This window comes from Acinetobacter haemolyticus CIP 64.3 = MTCC 9819, from assembly GCF_000369065.1.
Classification (GTDB): Bacteria; Pseudomonadota; Gammaproteobacteria; order Pseudomonadales; family Moraxellaceae; genus Acinetobacter; species Acinetobacter haemolyticus.
Genome location: NZ_KB849800.1, coordinates 166,158 through 182,437 on the forward strand (window position 1 = coordinate 166,158; position 16,280 = coordinate 182,437).

The following is a 16,280-nucleotide window of genomic DNA, read 5'->3' on the forward strand; positions in this document are numbered from 1 at the left end:
ACATACATCATTTACAGGTGAAAATTGGCAGGGGCGGCTGGATTCGAACCAACGGATGGCGAGATCAAAACCCGCTGCCTTACCACTTGGCGACGCCCCTAACGTGCAACTTTGAAATGTCTTAACGGTGATTCTGTCAAACTGCTTACCAAGTAAGATTTACAAGGTGCATTTTTCAAGATTAACTCGATATTCATTTCATCAGTTACTTCAGTAAAAACACAAGCACCTGTACCTGTAAGCTTTGCTAGACCAAACTGATCTAAATATTGCATTGCTTCTTCAACTTCGGGATATAACGATCGAGCCAGAGGTTCAAAGTTATTTCCAAAACTGGAAGGTTCTAACTGATAGGCGCAAAATTTAGTGATCTTAGAGTCTCTTGTCAATGTTTTTTGTGAAAATAACAATTGAGTGCTGATAAAACAGTCAGGTTTTAGGATTATGAATTTTTTTTGAGCTAAGTCTATGAATGATAAATGTTCACCGATACCTTCAGCCCATGCATTACGTCCAAAAACAAAGATCGGTACATCAGCACCAAGTTGCACTCCATAGTCGGCAAGTTGTTGCTCATTTAAGTCACATTGCCATAGTTGATTCAGTACGATGAGTGTTGTCGCAGCATTGGAAGATCCTCCGCCTAAACCGGCACCCATTGGAATATTTTTTTCGATATGAATCTTCAAGCCACAAGGTTTTTTGGCATGTGGGCGTAATATTTGTGCTGCACGATAGATTAAGTTTTGCTCAAGTTGTACGTCTGCCAAGCCTTCAATTTGAATTGTTTCACTTACACAGGGTTCAAAACTCATCCAATCATATAAATCAATCAGTTGGAAAATAGTTTGTAGTTCATGGTAGCCATTTTCACGGCGACCTGTGATGTGCAGAAACAAATTCAGCTTGGCAGGAGACGGTACTTTAATCATATAAACATCTAGGTTATCGATTTTGAATCACCATTGTAATACGGTTTTCTTTATTTTCCTCAAGCGCTTGTTTGAGTAGTAGCTTGTTTGGTAATGTTTGACCATCATTGTAGCTAAAATCTACAGTCCAACCATCTTCAATGAGTTGTTTTAAGCGATTGCTTTCATCTCGTGTCATTTGAGCATGTAGAGTAGCGGGTTTGGCCTGTATCCAATGTGTGAGGTGCATAATTGGTGCTTGCCAACCTGTTGCTTTTTCCAAAAGTTCTTCAGGTGAACTTGCTGTGATTAAGCCTGTTTTAGAACTATTTAACGTGACTTCACCTGATTTTCCTTGAATTTGGGTTTTGCCGACACCTAGAATTCCTGTCAGTTCGATATCAAATTGATCTTGTTGTTGTATCCATGTGAAGAATGCGCTACCTGATTGTTGCGGTGTGCGAACCCCTATTTTTCCCTGTAAGCTAAAATTATTTTCATCTTGAACTTGTGGAGAAATGATCGTTTTTTTGGGTTGGCTCAGGTGTTGACAACCTGTTAATAGCAACACACTACTGCTACATAATGCGACGCATAATTTTGGAAAAAAACGCATGGATTTAACTCTTTTTTACAGTGACAGGTAAGATTAAGCTATCAAGTTGTTGTAATTGTGGGGCATTCGCATGTTTTTGTTTCAGTTGCTGTAACACATCGCTAAATTCGGTGAGTGAGCCTTGCATATAGAGTGCTTTAGCATAACGAACACCGATATTGATGTTTTGACTGAGTGAATATGCTTGTTCGAGTACATTAACTGCCGTATCAAAATCATTTTGTAGAAATGCAATATAGCCCAGTGTATCTAAAATAGAAGCTTGTTCAGGGGCGTACTCTAGTGCGAGTTCGGCATATTTTCGTGCTTCTTTGAGACGACGATTTTGCAGTGCCAAAGTATAAGCATAAGCATTTAGGTAAGTAGGGCTATTGGGTTCTATACGTAAAAGCTGTTTGAGTGCTTTATCTAGTTTATCACGATCGGTATAAGGATCGAGCAGTAAAACCTCTGCGTAAATGAGTTCCGGGTCATCAGGAATATTTTTAATCGCCTCATCAAGTAAGGCTAGAGCAGCCGCTTTATTGTTCATTTTCTTTAAGATATCAGCCTGTGCTTGATATAAGAAACTGGCATGTTGCGGATAGTTAACGCGCTCTTGGGTCAAAAATCTTAAAGCGTCATTGAGTTGCTGCTGCTGTTCAAAAATCGCAATCATATTGCGTCTGGAGACGATATATAAGTTGCCATCGACCAAGCGATAATAAGCTTCGGCTGTTTCATAATGCTGTTTACGCTGCGCGTTGATGGCGAGATAGTAATAGGCTTCGTTTTGATACTTTTCAGACGTGCGTAACTCAACCAAATATTGCTCAGCAAGTTCGTATTGCTTTAAATCGATACTGGTTAAACCTGCAATAAATAAAGCTTCTTCAGCATGAGGATGGTCTTTAATTATTGCTTGAAGCTTATCAAAGGCTTGCTGCTGTTGATTGATTTGAATGTAATAACGTGCTTCTGCTAAGCGAACATCCAAATTATTTTTATTTTTACGGCTAGCGCGTGCTAACCACTTTTGTGTGGCTTCTTGGTCTTTTAAAGCCATTAACAAATTGGCTTTCATTAAAATAAAACTTGTTGATTTAGAACGTTTGCGTAGGGCACGGTTGATATTTTTCAGTGCTTGTTCGTACAAGCCATCTTGAGCTTCCAGACCTGCAATCAGTGCCAAAATAGAAGGATTATTTTTTTCTTTACTTGCGCGTAATGCATTAAGCAGAATTTCACGATCTTCTGCTTGCTCTGGTGCAATCCCTGCAAGTATTTGTTCTAAATCAGCCGTAGGGTCAATATTTAAAATTTTATCAAGGGTTTTTGCCGCGAGTTCGTATTCATGGGTTTTTAAAGCGATGTGTGACAAGTAAAATAAAGCGGGAACGTCTTTAGGTTCTTGTTCAACCCAATGCGTTGCAATGTCTAAAGCTGCTTGCAAATCATCATATTCAAGTGCGATATCTAGCGCACGCTGTTTGATCGTGGTTGAATTGCTGCGAATCGCAAGTACAGTGTAGTTATGTAGTGCTGTTGGAATATCATCATAGGCGAGCGAAAACTCAGCAACCATGCTCTGTTTGAGGGCATATTCAAAGCTCTGATCGGCATACATGTCGTGTATTGCCTGTGCAGAGACGTACGCGCTCATACTACCTAACAATAAGATTGTGGTAGAATACCGTCTAATCGTCTTGCCGCTAAACTGGATACGGCGATATAGCTGACGCAATTTTTATTGATCCAAAGTAATGCTTTTTATGACACCGATGTTGCACAATAACATAAATTTAGCGAAATGATGATCTGATATGTCTTTCTTTGCATTGGGTGTCAACCATCAAACAGCTTCTGTCGAACTCCGTGAGCAAATCGCTTTCAATGCAGAGCGATTGGAAGCGTTATTGCTTGAGCAAAACCAACATCCTGCATTGAAGGATATGGTGGTGGTCTCGACATGCAATCGTACAGAAGTTTATGCCATGACGGAGGATGCAGATAGCATCCTAAATTGGCTCGCCCAAGTGAATAATATTGATGTTAAACAGTTGATTCATCATGTTTATCGTTACGAGAATGCTCAAGCCGTTACGCATTTAATGCGTGTTGCAAGTGGTTTAGACTCACTGATGTTAGGAGAGCCGCAAATTTTAGGGCAGGTCAAAAGCGCTTTGGCTTTATCTAAAGATGCAGAGACCGTTTCTCCTGAATTGAATGGGATTTTTGAATACGCATTTTATGCAGCAAAACGGGTCCGTTCTGAAACTTCAGTGGGTAGTCATGCCGTATCTATGGGCTATGCAGTGGCGCAGTTAGCAACACAAGTGTTTAGTCATCCAGAAAAGCTGACGGTTATGGTGGTTGCTGCTGGAGAGATGAATAGCCTTGTTGCTAAACATTTGGCTGAAATGGGGGTTGCAAGGATCATCATTTGTAATCGTAGCCGTGAACGAGCAGATCAACTGGCACAAGAAATCGCGCATCAAGTTGAAGTCGAAATCATTCCTTTTGTAGAGCTGGCGCAAAATTTGCACAGGGCAGATGTGATTTCGAGTTGTACAGGCAGTTTGCATCAAGTGATTGAATATAAACATGTTAAAAGTGCGCTAAAGAGTCGTCGCTATCAACAAATGTTAATGGTAGATTTGGCAGTTCCTCGTGATATTGATCCTAAAGTAGAATCTTTGGATAACGTTTATTTGTATGGTGTTGATGATTTACAGAGCGTGATTGATGAAAACTTAGCGCAACGACGTCAAGCAGCTGTTGAGGCTGAATTTATGGTCAATCAATTGGCGACCCAATTGATGACCCAGCAAAAAGTGAAAGAGGCGAGTGGTACGATTCAGGCTTATCGTCAACACAGCGAAGAGATTAGTCAAAAAGAATTAACTCATGCTTTGGACGCTTTACAACATGGACATGCAGCTGAGCAAGTATTACAAGAGTTTGCGCATCGTTTAACCCAAAAACTTATGCACCCGACTTCGATTTTATTAAGAGAAGCTGCTAAAGCAGAAAATCCTGATTATTTTGAATGGCTACAGCAGCATCTACAAGATGTGTTTGAGCATGAACGAAAACCTAAGAATTAAGTCTAACGTTAAGACAACAACTTCAAACTAATTTGCTTCGTTAACTCATTTAATTGTTGGCGTAAATTGCGTGATTCTATCAGAGAGATAGGTGATTTAAGTTTGAGCCTTAAATATTTTTCTTGTAAATTTAAAGAGAAGTCTCTCGCTAATTTGTCGGCCACTTCTGGTGCTTCAGTCAAAGACTCAATGTTGGTACGCTGCATAATATCTGCAAGCTCATGGCTATAATGACTACATGCACCGAGTACATAATAAGTTGCCAATTCCTGATCATCGGGTAGATCGTCAAATACAATATTTAATACAGCTAAGATCTTCGCCAATAGCTCATTTTGATCAATGACTGCACGCAGCTCTTCAAAGTGGATATAAAGAAATGGGTGGTGCATCAAGATTGCTATTGCAAAATCTTCATCTTTAGTATGGATATTAAAAGATAAAGATGCATCATGGCTAATTTGTGGGGTAAAGCGTTTGCCTAGACCCAGTTTTTCGCGGAACGATTGAGTGAGCAAATAACGAAATGAGCCTTGCTTAGGGAGTAGCTCGGTCAACTCACGGAGTTCACCCATGACTAAGCTTTTACCTTCAGGGGTGCTAATATCGTGTTGTCCCGTTAAATGAGCAAATACAAAATCAGATAATAATGGCGCTTGTTGTAGCAATTTTTGGAAATTTTCCAAACCCTCTCGACGAATCAGCGAGTCCGGGTCGTGTTCATTGGGGAGTACAAAGAATTTTAACTCACGCCCATCATTAAGTAAGGGCAGTGCAATTTCTAAAGTTCGTCGAGCTGCTTTTTGTCCCGCCGCATCACCATCAAAAGCGATGGTAATACGAGAGTTTTGTTTAAACAAGGTATTCAAATGGTCTGCATTACTTGCTGTTCCAAGCGTTGCGACAGCGCCATTGATGCCGTATTGCTGTAGGGCAATTACGTCCATATAGCCTTCAACCATCAACCAATCATTGGCTTTGAGTTTACGCCCCTCATATAAACCATAAAGCAGTTGGTTTTTATGGAAGACTTCTGAATCAGGGGAGTTAATGTATTTAGGCTTAATGTCATCATTCAACGCACGTCCACCAAAACCGACCACACGACCTTTATGGTCACGAATCGGAAAAATTACACGATCCCGTAATAAATCAAAATCTCGACCACTGTCACTAGAGCGAATCAATCCAATTTGTTTTAAGCCTTCTATATCCTGAGGAAATGCTTTTTCTAAGTGTTGCCAATCCTCTGGTGCATAACCTAAACGCCAGAATTGAATGGTTTGAGCCGATAAGCCACGGTGTTTGAAATAATTTTGCGCTTTTTGGCTATGGGGAAGTTGACGCTCATAGAACTGTGCCATATTTTCCAAGAGGTCATACAGGTTGCCTTCTACTTGTTCATCCATGCCGAAGCCTGGATCGAATTGTGCAAAGGGATCGTCCATAAACCGATCCATATCAACAAAATGCTCATCCATGGGTTCATGAATAGCGTGATTTGTTGTTGATGGGGGAGATATCTTTTCAGGCGGAGAAGGTGGCGTCTGAGGGCTACGTTTATAAGAGAGTTTTTTGTTGTCGTGATTATCTTTGGGTAATTCTATTCCAGTCTGATTAGACAGATCCTTCATCACGTCGATAAAGTTACGACTGTCAATGTCCATCAAGAAACGAATCGCATTTCCATTGGCTTGGCAGCCAAAGCAGTGATAATACTGTTTATCACGATAGACATGGAAGGATGGTGTTTTTTCTTGGTGAAAAGGGCAACAGCCAGAATATGTTCGTCCAGTTTTTTTCAATTTCACACGTTGACCAATCAAATCGACGATGTCGGTTCGATCTAGGATTTGATCAATTGTATGCTGTGGAATTGCCATGAGAGGTTACCATTTAAAACTGGGTAGAGCATTTGGAAGAATGCAAAAATGTTCTTTATCATTGTTGCATAAAATGAAAAACAGGCAAGGATTAACTTGCCTGTTCGCATAATGAGATCAGGTGGCGTTGACATTTTAACCATGCATTACGTTATAGACTAAAACCACACACCCGAATACTTAGAAATTAATTTGCTGCATCTTCTTCGCTGCTTTGTTCAGTTTCTGGTTTATCAAATAATCCGAAACTTAAACGGTTGGTTAAGCTACGACGAGGTGGTTCGATTTGAGTCTCGTTATTTTCAACTTCAATGTGTTGAGATTCACGCCCCAATAAACCTAAGGTTGCACGGTTAACCCAACTGCCTTCTTTGCGTGCAGCACGAAGATTAACTTCACCATTTGATTTGACTAGATTTGGATAATTGAGCTTAAGAATCTCAATATATTGTTGGGATGTTGCCTTATCCCCAAGTTGTTGATAGCTATAAGCTAAAGTTGCTAATGCTTCAGGTGTTTGTGGGGTTTGAGGATAATACTCAAGAACCCATCGAGCACGTTCAGCCGCTGCTAACCATGCTTTACGTTGAATATTGAAGCGCGCAGCATTCATTTCACTTTCAGCAAGTTCTTGACCGATATATTTCATGCGTTGCGCAGCATCAACAGAATATTGGCTGCTAGGGAAGCGACGAATCAAATCAACGAAATTTTGATAAGCAACTTTAATATAGCTTACGTCACGATGCGCCTGTTTCAATGAAGTATAACGAATTAAGCTATCGTAGTTCATTTCCATATTCGCAACACCACGAACATAGTAGGCATAGTCTACATTAGGATGCTGTGGATTTAAACGAATGAATCGATCCGCAAGTGCAATCGTGCCTTCATAATCTTTCTGTTTAAATTTTGCGTAGAGAAGTTCAAGTTGTGCTTGCTGGGTATATTGTCCAGTTGGGAAGTAAGTATCTAACGCTTCTAATGATTTCACTGCGTCAGTATATTGATTGCGTTCAAGAGATTTGAGTGCTTTTTCAAAATAAACTTGTTCACTTGATTGTGGTCCTTTATCAACCACTTCTTTCTTACTCGGATTGCTGCTACAGCCCACAAATGCAGATGCTACACCTAAAGAAAGTGCGAGCACTGTAATTTTATAACGTGGTAGCGACATAAAAACTCCTCTGTTATTCTGGGCAATAAGCTACAATGGTACTATTAAACCATTTTTGTACCGATCATCAAATGACTTCAGCACAATCTTCCAATTCAAACTTCTCTGAAACAGATTTCTTACTCGAAGATTCTGTCGATGCAGATAATCATAATTCTGACTCAACTGCAACACGTTTATCGTTGCAAGTTCAACTCGATGAAAACTATTTAGGTCAACGCATTGATCAAGTCGCTGCGCTGGTGTGGAATGAGTTTTCTCGTGAAAAACTTAAGCAATGGATGAAAGATGGGCATCTGTTAGTAAATGGCAATATTGTAAAACCCAAGTACCGTTGTGAAGGTAATGAATTATTAACGCTTGAAGTTGAACTCGAGGCACAAACATCCAGTCAGCCTGAAAATATTCCCTTAAATATTGTCTATGAAGATGACGATATTATTGTGATCAACAAAGACGTGGGAATGGTGGTTCATCCAGGTGCTGGTAATCCGACAGGGACTTTGGTGAATGCTTTACTTTATCATGCACCAAAACTTGCTGAGCTAGCACGTGCTGGTTTGGTTCATCGTATTGATAAAGATACCAGTGGACTATTGGTCGTTGCTAAAAATTTAGAAGCCCAGTTTTCATTGAGTAAACAATTAGCCAAAAAGACAGTTTACCGTGTCTATGACCTTGTGGTGTATGGAAATATTATTGCAGGTGGCACCATTGATGAACCGATCAAAAGGCACCCTGTAGACCGCGTCAAAATGGCAATCCTGCCTGGTGGTCGTGATGCGGTAACACACTACAATGTGAAAGAGCGTTTCCGTGATTTCACTCGTGTTCAAGCGCAATTGGAAACAGGGCGTACCCATCAAATCCGTGTGCACTTTAGCTATTTAGGACATGGGTTAGTGGGAGATCCTGTGTATGTCAATCGTGTGCGCTTTCCAGCAGGGGCTTCAGCTACGTTAACTGATATGCTTCGTGGCTTTAAGCGTCAAGCGTTACATGCTGCAAAATTGGGCTTAGTCCATCCGCGTACAGGTGAGGACATGATGTTTGAAGCACCTTGGCCAGAAGATTTTACTCAGTTGGTTGAAGTTCTTCGTAGTGAAAATGAAGCCTATTAAGTAAAGCTCCCTTTTAATCAGAGGGGGCTTTGCCTCCCTTTCAAAAGGTGAGCAATATATTTTGCATGGGAAGGGATTTTATGGAGTTTGTACAGGGTTTGCCCAAAGGTATTTTTGTTGGTCAAACGCGTATTGGAAATGACCAAGCGATTGCAACATCCAATATAAATTTAGCTGGATTTAATTTGGCTTTACATGTCAATGATGATGCACAGCGTGTGCAACAACACCGTATGTTTTTGTTAAATCAATTTTCAGAATTTGGTGTCAATAAGCTGACGTGGTTGACTCAAACCCATAGTACGATTTGTCATACTGTAAATGAACAAATTTCATTTATCTCACTTGAAGGTGATGGTCTTGTCACGCAACGCAAAGGTCATGCACTCATGATGATGACTGCCGACTGTCTACCTGTAGTTTTAGGCAATGCTGAGGGGACAGAAGTTGCCAATTTACATGCAGGTTGGCGTGGCTTGGCGAATGGTATTGTTGAAAATACGGTTACTCAAATGCAATCTTCGCCAACATGGGCATGGTTAGGAGCGGCTATCAGTCAACCTTGTTTCGAGGTTGGAGCTGAAGTAAAAGCTGCTTTTTGTGATAAATATCCTGAATTAGAGTCTGCATTTATGGTAGGGCAAGTCGAGGATAAATATCAGGCAGACCTCTATGCGATTGCTCGATTTATTTTAAATCGTTTAGGTGTTGAAACCGTTTTGGGTGGGGGGCAGTGCTCTTATCAACAGGCGGATGAGTTCTTTTCACATCGCCGTAATAGTAAAACAGGACGAATGGCAACTTTTGTATTTATGCAATAAATTGCATTGTTTTCAATTGTGATTCGCCTTGCTTGTGCGAAAAATGTTAAACTTGACTCAATTCATTGGTTTTAAAAGTTTCCATGTTTGTTCTTGATTCTGCTACTCCCAAAGTTAAAGTTTGTGTGGTTTATCATAGCCCCTATGGTCATACTGCTAAAGTTGCACAATACATCGCTCAAGGCGCTGAACAAGCTCGCGCAGAAGTTCATGTGTTATCTGTGGCCGCTGTTCAGTGGGAGCTTTTAGATCAAGCGGACGTAATTGTGATGGGTTGTCCAACCTATATGGGAAGTCTGACGTCAGCTTTAAAACAGTTTATGGAAGATTCTTCGAAACGATGGTTAGCACGAACATGGCAGGGTAAACTAGCAGCTGGCTTTACCAATGGTGGTGGTCTAAGTGGCGATAAACTTGCAGTGTTGCAGCAAATTAACTTATTTGCCATGCAACATGGCATGTTATGGGCTGGTTTACCTTTTATGCCGACTGGACGTAGCCCTTTAGATATTAATCGTATGTCGAGTTTCTTGGGTTTAATGACGCAATCAGATAATGCGAGTGTTGAAGTAACTCCACCTGAAGGGGATCTGGAAACTGCAAGAAAGTTTGGAAAATACTTAGCCGAATTGAAGCTGAAACATTTTACTATTTAATAGTGCAATAAAAAACCTCCAATAGGAGGTTTTTACTATTTATGCAACATCCGTGCTTTATCACGTTGCCAGTCACGGTCTTTTTCTGTTGCGCGCTTGTCATGCAATTGCTTACCTTTTACTAAAGCAATTTCAAGCTTTACTAAAGGTCCTTTCCAATAACATGCTAAAGGTACACAAGAATACCCTTTTTGATTCACTGCACCTAAAAGCTTTTCTAACTCGCGGCGAGATAAGAGCAATTTACGTGTACGTGTTGCTTCAGGTACTACATGTGTTGAAGCAGATAATAAAGGCTGAATTTGTGAGCCAAATAAAAAAGCCTCGCCATTTTTAAAAATGACATAACTTTCAGTCAAGCTCATACGACCAGCTCGAAGTGATTTTACTTCCCAGCCTTGTAAGGACATGCCTGCTTCAAATTTTTCTTCAATAAAGTAATCGTGGCGCGCTCTTTTGTTTTGAGCAATCGTGCCACCATTATGTTTTTTTACAACTGTTGCTTGCGCCATAATTCAAACTTCCACAATTGCATATATTGTGCCGTAAAACGTAATCTTTTTCCATCATTTAGAAATTTAGCGTTTAGGCTGAACTTTTGTTAAAATATGCACCTTATCTCATTAACTAGAGTACAACGCATGTCTAAAACACGTGTGATTTATCCGGGGACCTTCGATCCAATTACCAATGGACATGTAGATTTGGTTGCAAGAGCATCAAAAATGTTTGATGAAGTTGTAGTGGCAATCGCGATTGGGCATCATAAAAATCCTGTGTTTAGTTTAGAAGAACGCGTTGAGCTAGCAAAAATATCATTAAGCCATTTAGACAATGTTGAATTTGTTGGTTTTGATGGCTTGTTGGTGAATTTCTTTCGTGAGCAACGTGCGACAGCGGTTCTCCGTGGTTTAAGAGCGATTTCTGATTTTGAATATGAATTTCAGTTAGCCAATATGAATCGCCAGCTAGATCCCCAGTTTGAATCAGTTTTTTTAACGCCATCAGAGCAGTATTCATTTATTTCATCGACTTTGGTGAGAGAAATTGCACGTTTGAAAGGGGATGTGACTAAGTTTGTGCCTGCCGTTGTGGTCGAGGCCTTTGCACGAAAACATCAACAGGGCTGGTAGCGTGTCATTATATATTACAGATGAATGCATCAATTGTGATGTCTGCGAGCCTGTATGTCCAAATGAAGCTATTTATATGGGTGAGTTGATTTATGAGATTAATCCATCACTTTGTACAGAGTGTATAGGGCATTTTGATCAGCCGCAGTGCCAATTATTTTGCCCAGTGGATTGTATTCCTTTGGATCCTACGCATGTGGAATCACATGATGAGCTTATGGAAAAATACAAAAAATTAACAGCGCAAAAAAAATCGAGCAATTAACGTCGAACTTTGATAATATGCGCCACGAAGTGGGCTGGACGGTCGCTGCTGTGGAGGTCTCCGTGACTGAAGCAGGGGAGGAAAGTCCGGGCTTCATAGGGCAGGGTGCCAGGTAACGCCTGGGCGGTGTAAACCGACGGCAAGTGCAGCAGAGAGTAGACCGCCTCATTCGTGAGGTAAGGGTGAAAGGGTGCGGTAAGAGCGCACCGCGTGTCTGGTAACAGTTCACGGCAAGGTAAACCCCACCAGAAGCAAGACCAAATAGGAATCCTGAGGCACGGCCCGTGCTGGATTCGGGTAGGTCGCTTGAGCGTATGAGTGATTGTACGCCTAGAGGAATGATCGTCCTCGACAGAACCCGGCTTACAGGCCCACTTCTAAGATTTTTTAAAATTATGCTTGACGAGTGTAGTGAAAGTTAAGATAATGCGCGCACAGTTTTAGGCTATGTAGCTCAGTTGGTTAGAGCACACGCTTGATAAGCGTGGGGTCACAAGTTCAAGTCTCGTCATAGCCACCATTTTATAGACCACGCTCCTGCGTGGTCTCTTTTTATCTGCTATTTTTAGCGATTGCGCTCAGTTTCTAATGGTCTTTGTAAAACAAGAATACTGAAATGCACTTATGAAATGTTCTATTTGCTGAAAAATAATCAATCGATATTCGGATGCATAAAAAGTGCGCATATGTTTTGTTTTTTCAATGTCATAGGCTTGACCTGCATAGCATAACACTAGATAATGCGCTCACAGTTTACGGCTATGTAGCTCAGTTGGTTAGAGCACCGCACTCATAATGCGGGGGTCACAGGTTCAAGTCCCGTCATAGCCACCATTTTATAAACCACGCTCCTGCGTGGTTTTTTTTATGTATTTGTTCATATGACGAGAAGTTTGCTAGTCACCATATGGGCTACTTTGACTAGCAATAATATTAAAGGTGTTTCTCGATCGTGATCAAAGTTTCAGTGCTTTGATAAAAAGGCTGCAAGATTAAAGTAATGAGTGGCTCAAGAACATCGTGTTCATCTAAGGCAATTACGACTTTAGGGTAAAAACGCATTGCCTCATTTAATAAATCTGTTTCTTCTAAGCCAATTGCTGCAAAAACTTCTTCTAAGCTCTCATCTTTATAAAAGTCGTAGAATACTTTGACACCATATAAAATTAAATCTTGTAAAAAAGCAGATTGACGTAATTCTTTCCAATATTCATAAATCATGACAAAGAATTCTTCGACGTCAAGCGGTGTTACTTGTTTGGTATATTCCGATAAAGGTTTTGCTTTATTGTCATCCCAAATATTACGAGCCAGACTTTCTAAATCATCATTAGAAAGTAGGCTTAAATCAGCCAGTTGTTCTTGAATAAGGCGTGCAATACTTTCTTCAATTTTATGCTCAATACGTTGTTGTTGACGATACGAAAAGGTTTTGAGTTTATGTTGCCATTCATATTTACTTTCAGCAATTCGCTCTTCATCTATTTGTGAAAATAGTTTGGGTAATTTGTTCTGCAAAGTTGTTGTTGCAATGTATTGGCATAACTGCTGAATAGAAGGGCTTTCTTTTAAGAAATGATTGAGATAATGACGAATATTTTCAAGTTCTAAAATCTTGGATAACCAGATTTCGAATTGATGATCTGAGAAAACATCTTGTAATTGAGCAGAAGATTGTAAAGAAAAGACATGAAGCTTTTGTGCGATCTCACCAATAAACTCTAGTAGTCCTGCCCCAAGCTGCATTTCAAATGCATAACGTTTAACTACAGCCTGAATTTGCTCAAGTTCTATGACTTCTTTGAGTTTAATATTCGGTGCGTGCTGTAAAATGAGTTGGATGAATTGCTGGAAGAAATCAGCAGAAAGTTGTGTAGTGAGTTGGTTTTTATAAAAAGCCACTTGCTCAAGCAAAAGTGCTTGAGCAAGTAGTTGTGACTTTTCAGAAACAACTTTTTCAGTCATTCGCAGTCCATCCATTGACGATTGGGTAGCGTCGTTCACGATTGAATGCACGGGAACTAATACGTGGACCAATCGCGCCTTGACGACGTTTATATTCATTTCGATCAACCAAGCGAATCACTTTTTCGACCACTTCAGCTTCGTAGCCTTTTGCGATAATGTCTGCTTGGCTTAAATCTTCTTCTATATAAGCATATAAGATTGCATCAAGTACATCGTAAGCAGGCAAAGAATCTTGGTCTTTTTGGTCAGGACGTAATTCTGCTGATGGTGGACGAGTAATAACACGCTCAGGGATAACAGGCGTTTCGCTTAGACTATTACGGTATTTTGCTAATTCGAATACGATAGTTTTATATACATCTTTGAGCACAGAGAAACCGCCGACCATATCGCCGTATAATGTACAATAGCCAACTGAGATTTCAGATTTATTACCTGTAGATAGCACAAGATTACCAAATTTATTGGATAAACCCATGAGTAAGGTGCCACGTGCACGTGCTTGTAAGTTTTCTTCTGTTGCATCAGCAGGTGAGTTTCCAAAAAATGGAAATAGTGTTTGCATGAAGCTATTTACGATTGGATGAATTTCGGCAATTCCAAAAGTTACCCCCATACGACGTGCTTGTTCGGTTGCATCTTCTACACTCATTTGAGAGGTGTAGGTATAAGGCATCATCACCGCTTGTACCTTATCAGCACCAATTGCATCAACAGCAATAGCAAGTGTTAAAGCTGAATCAATACCGCCAGATAGACCTAAGATCACACCAGGAAAGCCAGAGCGCTGTACGTAATCACGGGTGGACATAACGAGAGCTTGATAAATTTCAGCAAAAGTATCTAATGCAGGAATCGCATCAGCTTTTTTAAATTGCTTTTGCGCCACGTCATACTCTGTAAAGTAAACAGCTTCTTTAAAGCTTGGCGCTTGCAATGCGAGTTCACCATTATGATTATTGACGAAGCTAGAGCCATCAAAAATAAGATCGTCTTGGCCACCGACCTGATTCACATACACAATATTCAGGTTTAGTTGTTTTGCGAGCTCACTCAAAGTCTGAATACGGTGTTGAGGCTTACCAACTTCGTAAGGCGAAGCATTTAAGATCAACACTGTTTCAACATTTAGTTGGCTCAGTTGTTTTACTGTATTCAATGACCAAACATCTTCACATATAAGGACACCAAATTTATGACCGAGATACTCAAACACTAAATGCTGATGACCTTCTTGGAAATAGCGCTTTTCATCAAACACACCATAATTGGGTAAATTATGTTTGTTATAGATGCCTAAAACCTGACCATCTTTCATCACTGCAGCTGAGTTATAGCGATGACCATCTTCTGTTTGGTGAACAAAACCAAAGACCATAACGATATCTTTTACTTCGCTTAACTGAGCAAACGCCTTTTGTGTGCGTTTTTGTAAGTTCGGGCGAAGTATAAGATCTTCAGCTGGGTAGCCTAGCGTTGATAGTTCTGGAAAGACGATCAAATCAGCTTGTTGTTGTTTCGCTAAATTAGCCTGTTCAACCATCTTTTGAGTATTTGCGTCAATATTGCCAATATGCGGAGAGAATTGAGCAAGGGCAATTTTAAAATTTTTCATTCAAACCTAATCCTAAGTCTTAACTAATGATGATATGCAAGCTTTTGATTTGTATAAGTATAGTTTTAAAAAACAAATGCATATCATGGTGTCAAACGTTCTGTATCTTAAAGAAAAATGACAAGTTCACTAATATATACTAAATGCACATTTTTCTGCGTAAAAATAACAAGTTTTTCTGTATAAAACATCTAGATTTGTTGGTGGAATTTAGCATTTTTCAATATTTATGTTGGGCTGAAGCATGTTTGTGAATAAATTCTCTTGCTTGAGCGCTTTTTCATTATATTTTTTCAAAATTTAATGACATTCCAATGACCAGTATTGTATTGAATTTGGTCATACAAAATAAGATTTGTTTAAAAAAAATACAAACTATCTGATGTTAATCTAACTATATAAAATTATTAATTTAATTTCTTCAATACTTTATTGAGTTGTGCTTGTTTTTTATACCGTTCGTCGGGAATCCAATTGCGACACTTGAGTGTACATTTGTGCACTGCTATTATCCTAATTAATGTGAACGGGTGTACACTGTTAAGCAAGCTTATCGAATGTCATCCAACATAAAGAGAGGTAACAAATATGTCTGTTTTATTTTTTCTTGTGATTGCATCTATTTTGGCAATAGTTGTTGGTCGTGTAGGTACAGTTCTATTTCAAAAAACTGAGTTTGATCATATTTAGGAGATGAACATGTCAATTATATTATTTCCAGTTGTTGCATCTGCTTTAGCGATCGTTGTTGGCCGCGTAGGCACAATCATATTGCAACATCAAGATGAATCGAAGTAATACGATTTTAACTGTCACCTATAAATTATATGAGCGAGGTAACAATAATGATGGTTCCTATGATTTTATTTCCTGTGGTTGCGTTTGGTTTAGCAATTGGTATAGGACGTGTTGGTACAATTGTTAAAGATGCAATGCGTGTAGATTTTACGACTGAAATGGATGATAGTCATGAACTCAAATCTGAAAGCCAAAAAGGTTCTGCTGCGTAAAGTAGATTCTGATTTACT

Annotated in this window: 15 protein-coding genes, 3 tRNA genes and 1 other RNA gene; 10 read left to right on the forward strand and 9 right to left on the reverse strand. The window is 39.7% G+C overall.

Features of this window, described 5'->3' with window-relative positions; all coding sequences use genetic code 11:
- Positions 1-25 precede the first annotated feature (25 nt).
- The 4 genes from F927_RS03515 to F927_RS03530 form a co-directional block, all read right to left on the reverse strand.
- Positions 26-100 (reverse strand) — tRNA-Gln (locus F927_RS03515).
- Entirely contained in the window at positions 99-932 is an 834-nt protein-coding gene (gene ispE / locus F927_RS03520; protein ID WP_005081506.1) for a 4-(cytidine 5'-diphospho)-2-C-methyl-D-erythritol kinase, read from the reverse strand. Before ispE ends, F927_RS03515 begins: the two co-directional genes overlap by 2 nt.
- A 13-nt stretch (positions 933-945) precedes the next feature.
- Positions 946-1,527, reverse strand: a complete 582-nt coding sequence (gene lolB / locus F927_RS03525) for a lipoprotein insertase outer membrane protein LolB (protein WP_005081509.1) — start codon at positions 1,525-1,527, stop codon at positions 946-948.
- A gap of 4 nt (positions 1,528-1,531) precedes the next feature.
- Positions 1,532-3,250: a tetratricopeptide repeat protein gene (locus F927_RS03530; protein ID WP_005081511.1), complete on the reverse strand. Its 1,719-nt coding sequence runs from the start codon at positions 3,248-3,250 to the stop codon at positions 1,532-1,534.
- Positions 3,251-3,329: 79 nt separating this feature from the next.
- Here F927_RS03530 and hemA point away from each other — a divergent pair, with 79 nt between their 5' ends.
- The gene (gene hemA, locus F927_RS03535; protein WP_005081513.1) at positions 3,330-4,613 is read left to right on the forward strand and encodes a glutamyl-tRNA reductase; all 1,284 of its coding nucleotides are present in this window, start codon (positions 3,330-3,332) and stop codon (positions 4,611-4,613) included.
- An 8-nt stretch (positions 4,614-4,621) separates the two neighbouring features.
- On the opposite strand, the gene F927_RS03540 is transcribed toward hemA, so the two are convergent.
- Positions 4,622-6,496 (reverse strand): DNA primase, encoded by a 1,875-nt coding sequence (locus tag F927_RS03540; protein ID WP_005081514.1) that lies wholly within the window; start codon positions 6,494-6,496, stop codon positions 4,622-4,624.
- Between the two features lie 187 nt (positions 6,497-6,683).
- Complete coding sequence (locus F927_RS03545; RefSeq protein WP_004638161.1) at positions 6,684-7,673, reverse strand: outer membrane protein assembly factor BamD; 990 nt, start codon at positions 7,671-7,673, stop codon at positions 6,684-6,686.
- 71 nt (positions 7,674-7,744) lie between these two features.
- Between F927_RS03545 and rluD the strand changes: the two genes are divergently transcribed.
- The 3 genes from rluD to F927_RS03560 all read left to right on the forward strand — a co-directional run bounded on the left by rluD (position 7,745) and on the right by F927_RS03560 (position 10,271).
- The gene (rluD, locus tag F927_RS03550) at positions 7,745-8,794 is read left to right on the forward strand and encodes a 23S rRNA pseudouridine(1911/1915/1917) synthase RluD (RefSeq protein WP_005091456.1); all 1,050 of its coding nucleotides are present in this window, start codon (positions 7,745-7,747) and stop codon (positions 8,792-8,794) included.
- An 80-nt stretch (positions 8,795-8,874) separates the two neighbouring features.
- Positions 8,875-9,615 (forward strand): peptidoglycan editing factor PgeF, encoded by a 741-nt coding sequence (gene pgeF, locus F927_RS03555; protein WP_005081516.1) that lies wholly within the window; start codon positions 8,875-8,877, stop codon positions 9,613-9,615.
- An 83-nt stretch (positions 9,616-9,698) separates the two neighbouring features.
- Positions 9,699-10,271 (forward strand): flavodoxin family protein, encoded by a 573-nt coding sequence (locus tag F927_RS03560; RefSeq protein WP_005081517.1) that lies wholly within the window; start codon positions 9,699-9,701, stop codon positions 10,269-10,271.
- A 35-nt stretch (positions 10,272-10,306) separates the two neighbouring features.
- Here the strand turns inward: F927_RS03560 and smpB are convergent, their stop codons facing one another.
- On the reverse strand, positions 10,307-10,783 hold the full coding sequence (smpB, locus tag F927_RS03565; protein ID WP_004638165.1) for an SsrA-binding protein SmpB: 477 nt from the start codon (positions 10,781-10,783) through the stop codon (positions 10,307-10,309).
- 129 nt (positions 10,784-10,912) lie between these two features.
- Here smpB and coaD point away from each other — a divergent pair, with 129 nt between their 5' ends.
- From coaD to F927_RS03585, 5 genes are all read left to right on the forward strand, one after another.
- Complete coding sequence (gene coaD / locus F927_RS03570) at positions 10,913-11,404, forward strand: pantetheine-phosphate adenylyltransferase (RefSeq protein WP_004638166.1); 492 nt, start codon at positions 10,913-10,915, stop codon at positions 11,402-11,404.
- Between the two features lies 1 nt (position 11,405).
- Positions 11,406-11,669, forward strand: coding sequence for a YfhL family 4Fe-4S dicluster ferredoxin (locus tag F927_RS03575; protein WP_005081519.1), 264 nt, complete (start codon positions 11,406-11,408; stop codon positions 11,667-11,669).
- A 26-nt stretch (positions 11,670-11,695) separates the two neighbouring features.
- Positions 11,696-12,051, forward strand: an RNA gene (rnpB, locus tag F927_RS16695) — RNase P RNA component class A.
- Between the two features lie 61 nt (positions 12,052-12,112).
- Positions 12,113-12,189: transfer RNA gene (locus tag F927_RS03580), tRNA-Ile, on the forward strand.
- A 237-nt stretch (positions 12,190-12,426) separates the two neighbouring features.
- Positions 12,427-12,503 (forward strand) — tRNA-Met (locus F927_RS03585).
- Positions 12,504-12,602: 99 nt separating this feature from the next.
- On the opposite strand, the gene F927_RS03590 is transcribed toward F927_RS03585, so the two are convergent.
- Together F927_RS03590 and F927_RS03595 are read right to left on the reverse strand one after the other, a co-directional pair.
- Complete coding sequence (locus F927_RS03590; RefSeq protein ID WP_005081522.1) at positions 12,603-13,634, reverse strand: hypothetical protein; 1,032 nt, start codon at positions 13,632-13,634, stop codon at positions 12,603-12,605.
- A complete protein-coding gene (locus tag F927_RS03595; protein ID WP_005081526.1) occupies positions 13,627-15,252 on the reverse strand; it encodes an NAD+ synthase in 1,626 nt (541 codons plus the stop codon). Before F927_RS03595 ends, F927_RS03590 begins: the two co-directional genes overlap by 8 nt.
- Before the next feature lie 845 nt (positions 15,253-16,097).
- Between F927_RS03595 and F927_RS17055 the strand changes: the two genes are divergently transcribed.
- Entirely contained in the window at positions 16,098-16,262 is a 165-nt protein-coding gene (locus F927_RS17055; RefSeq protein ID WP_005081532.1) for a hypothetical protein, read from the forward strand.
- The last annotated feature ends 18 nt before the right edge of the window (positions 16,263-16,280 follow it).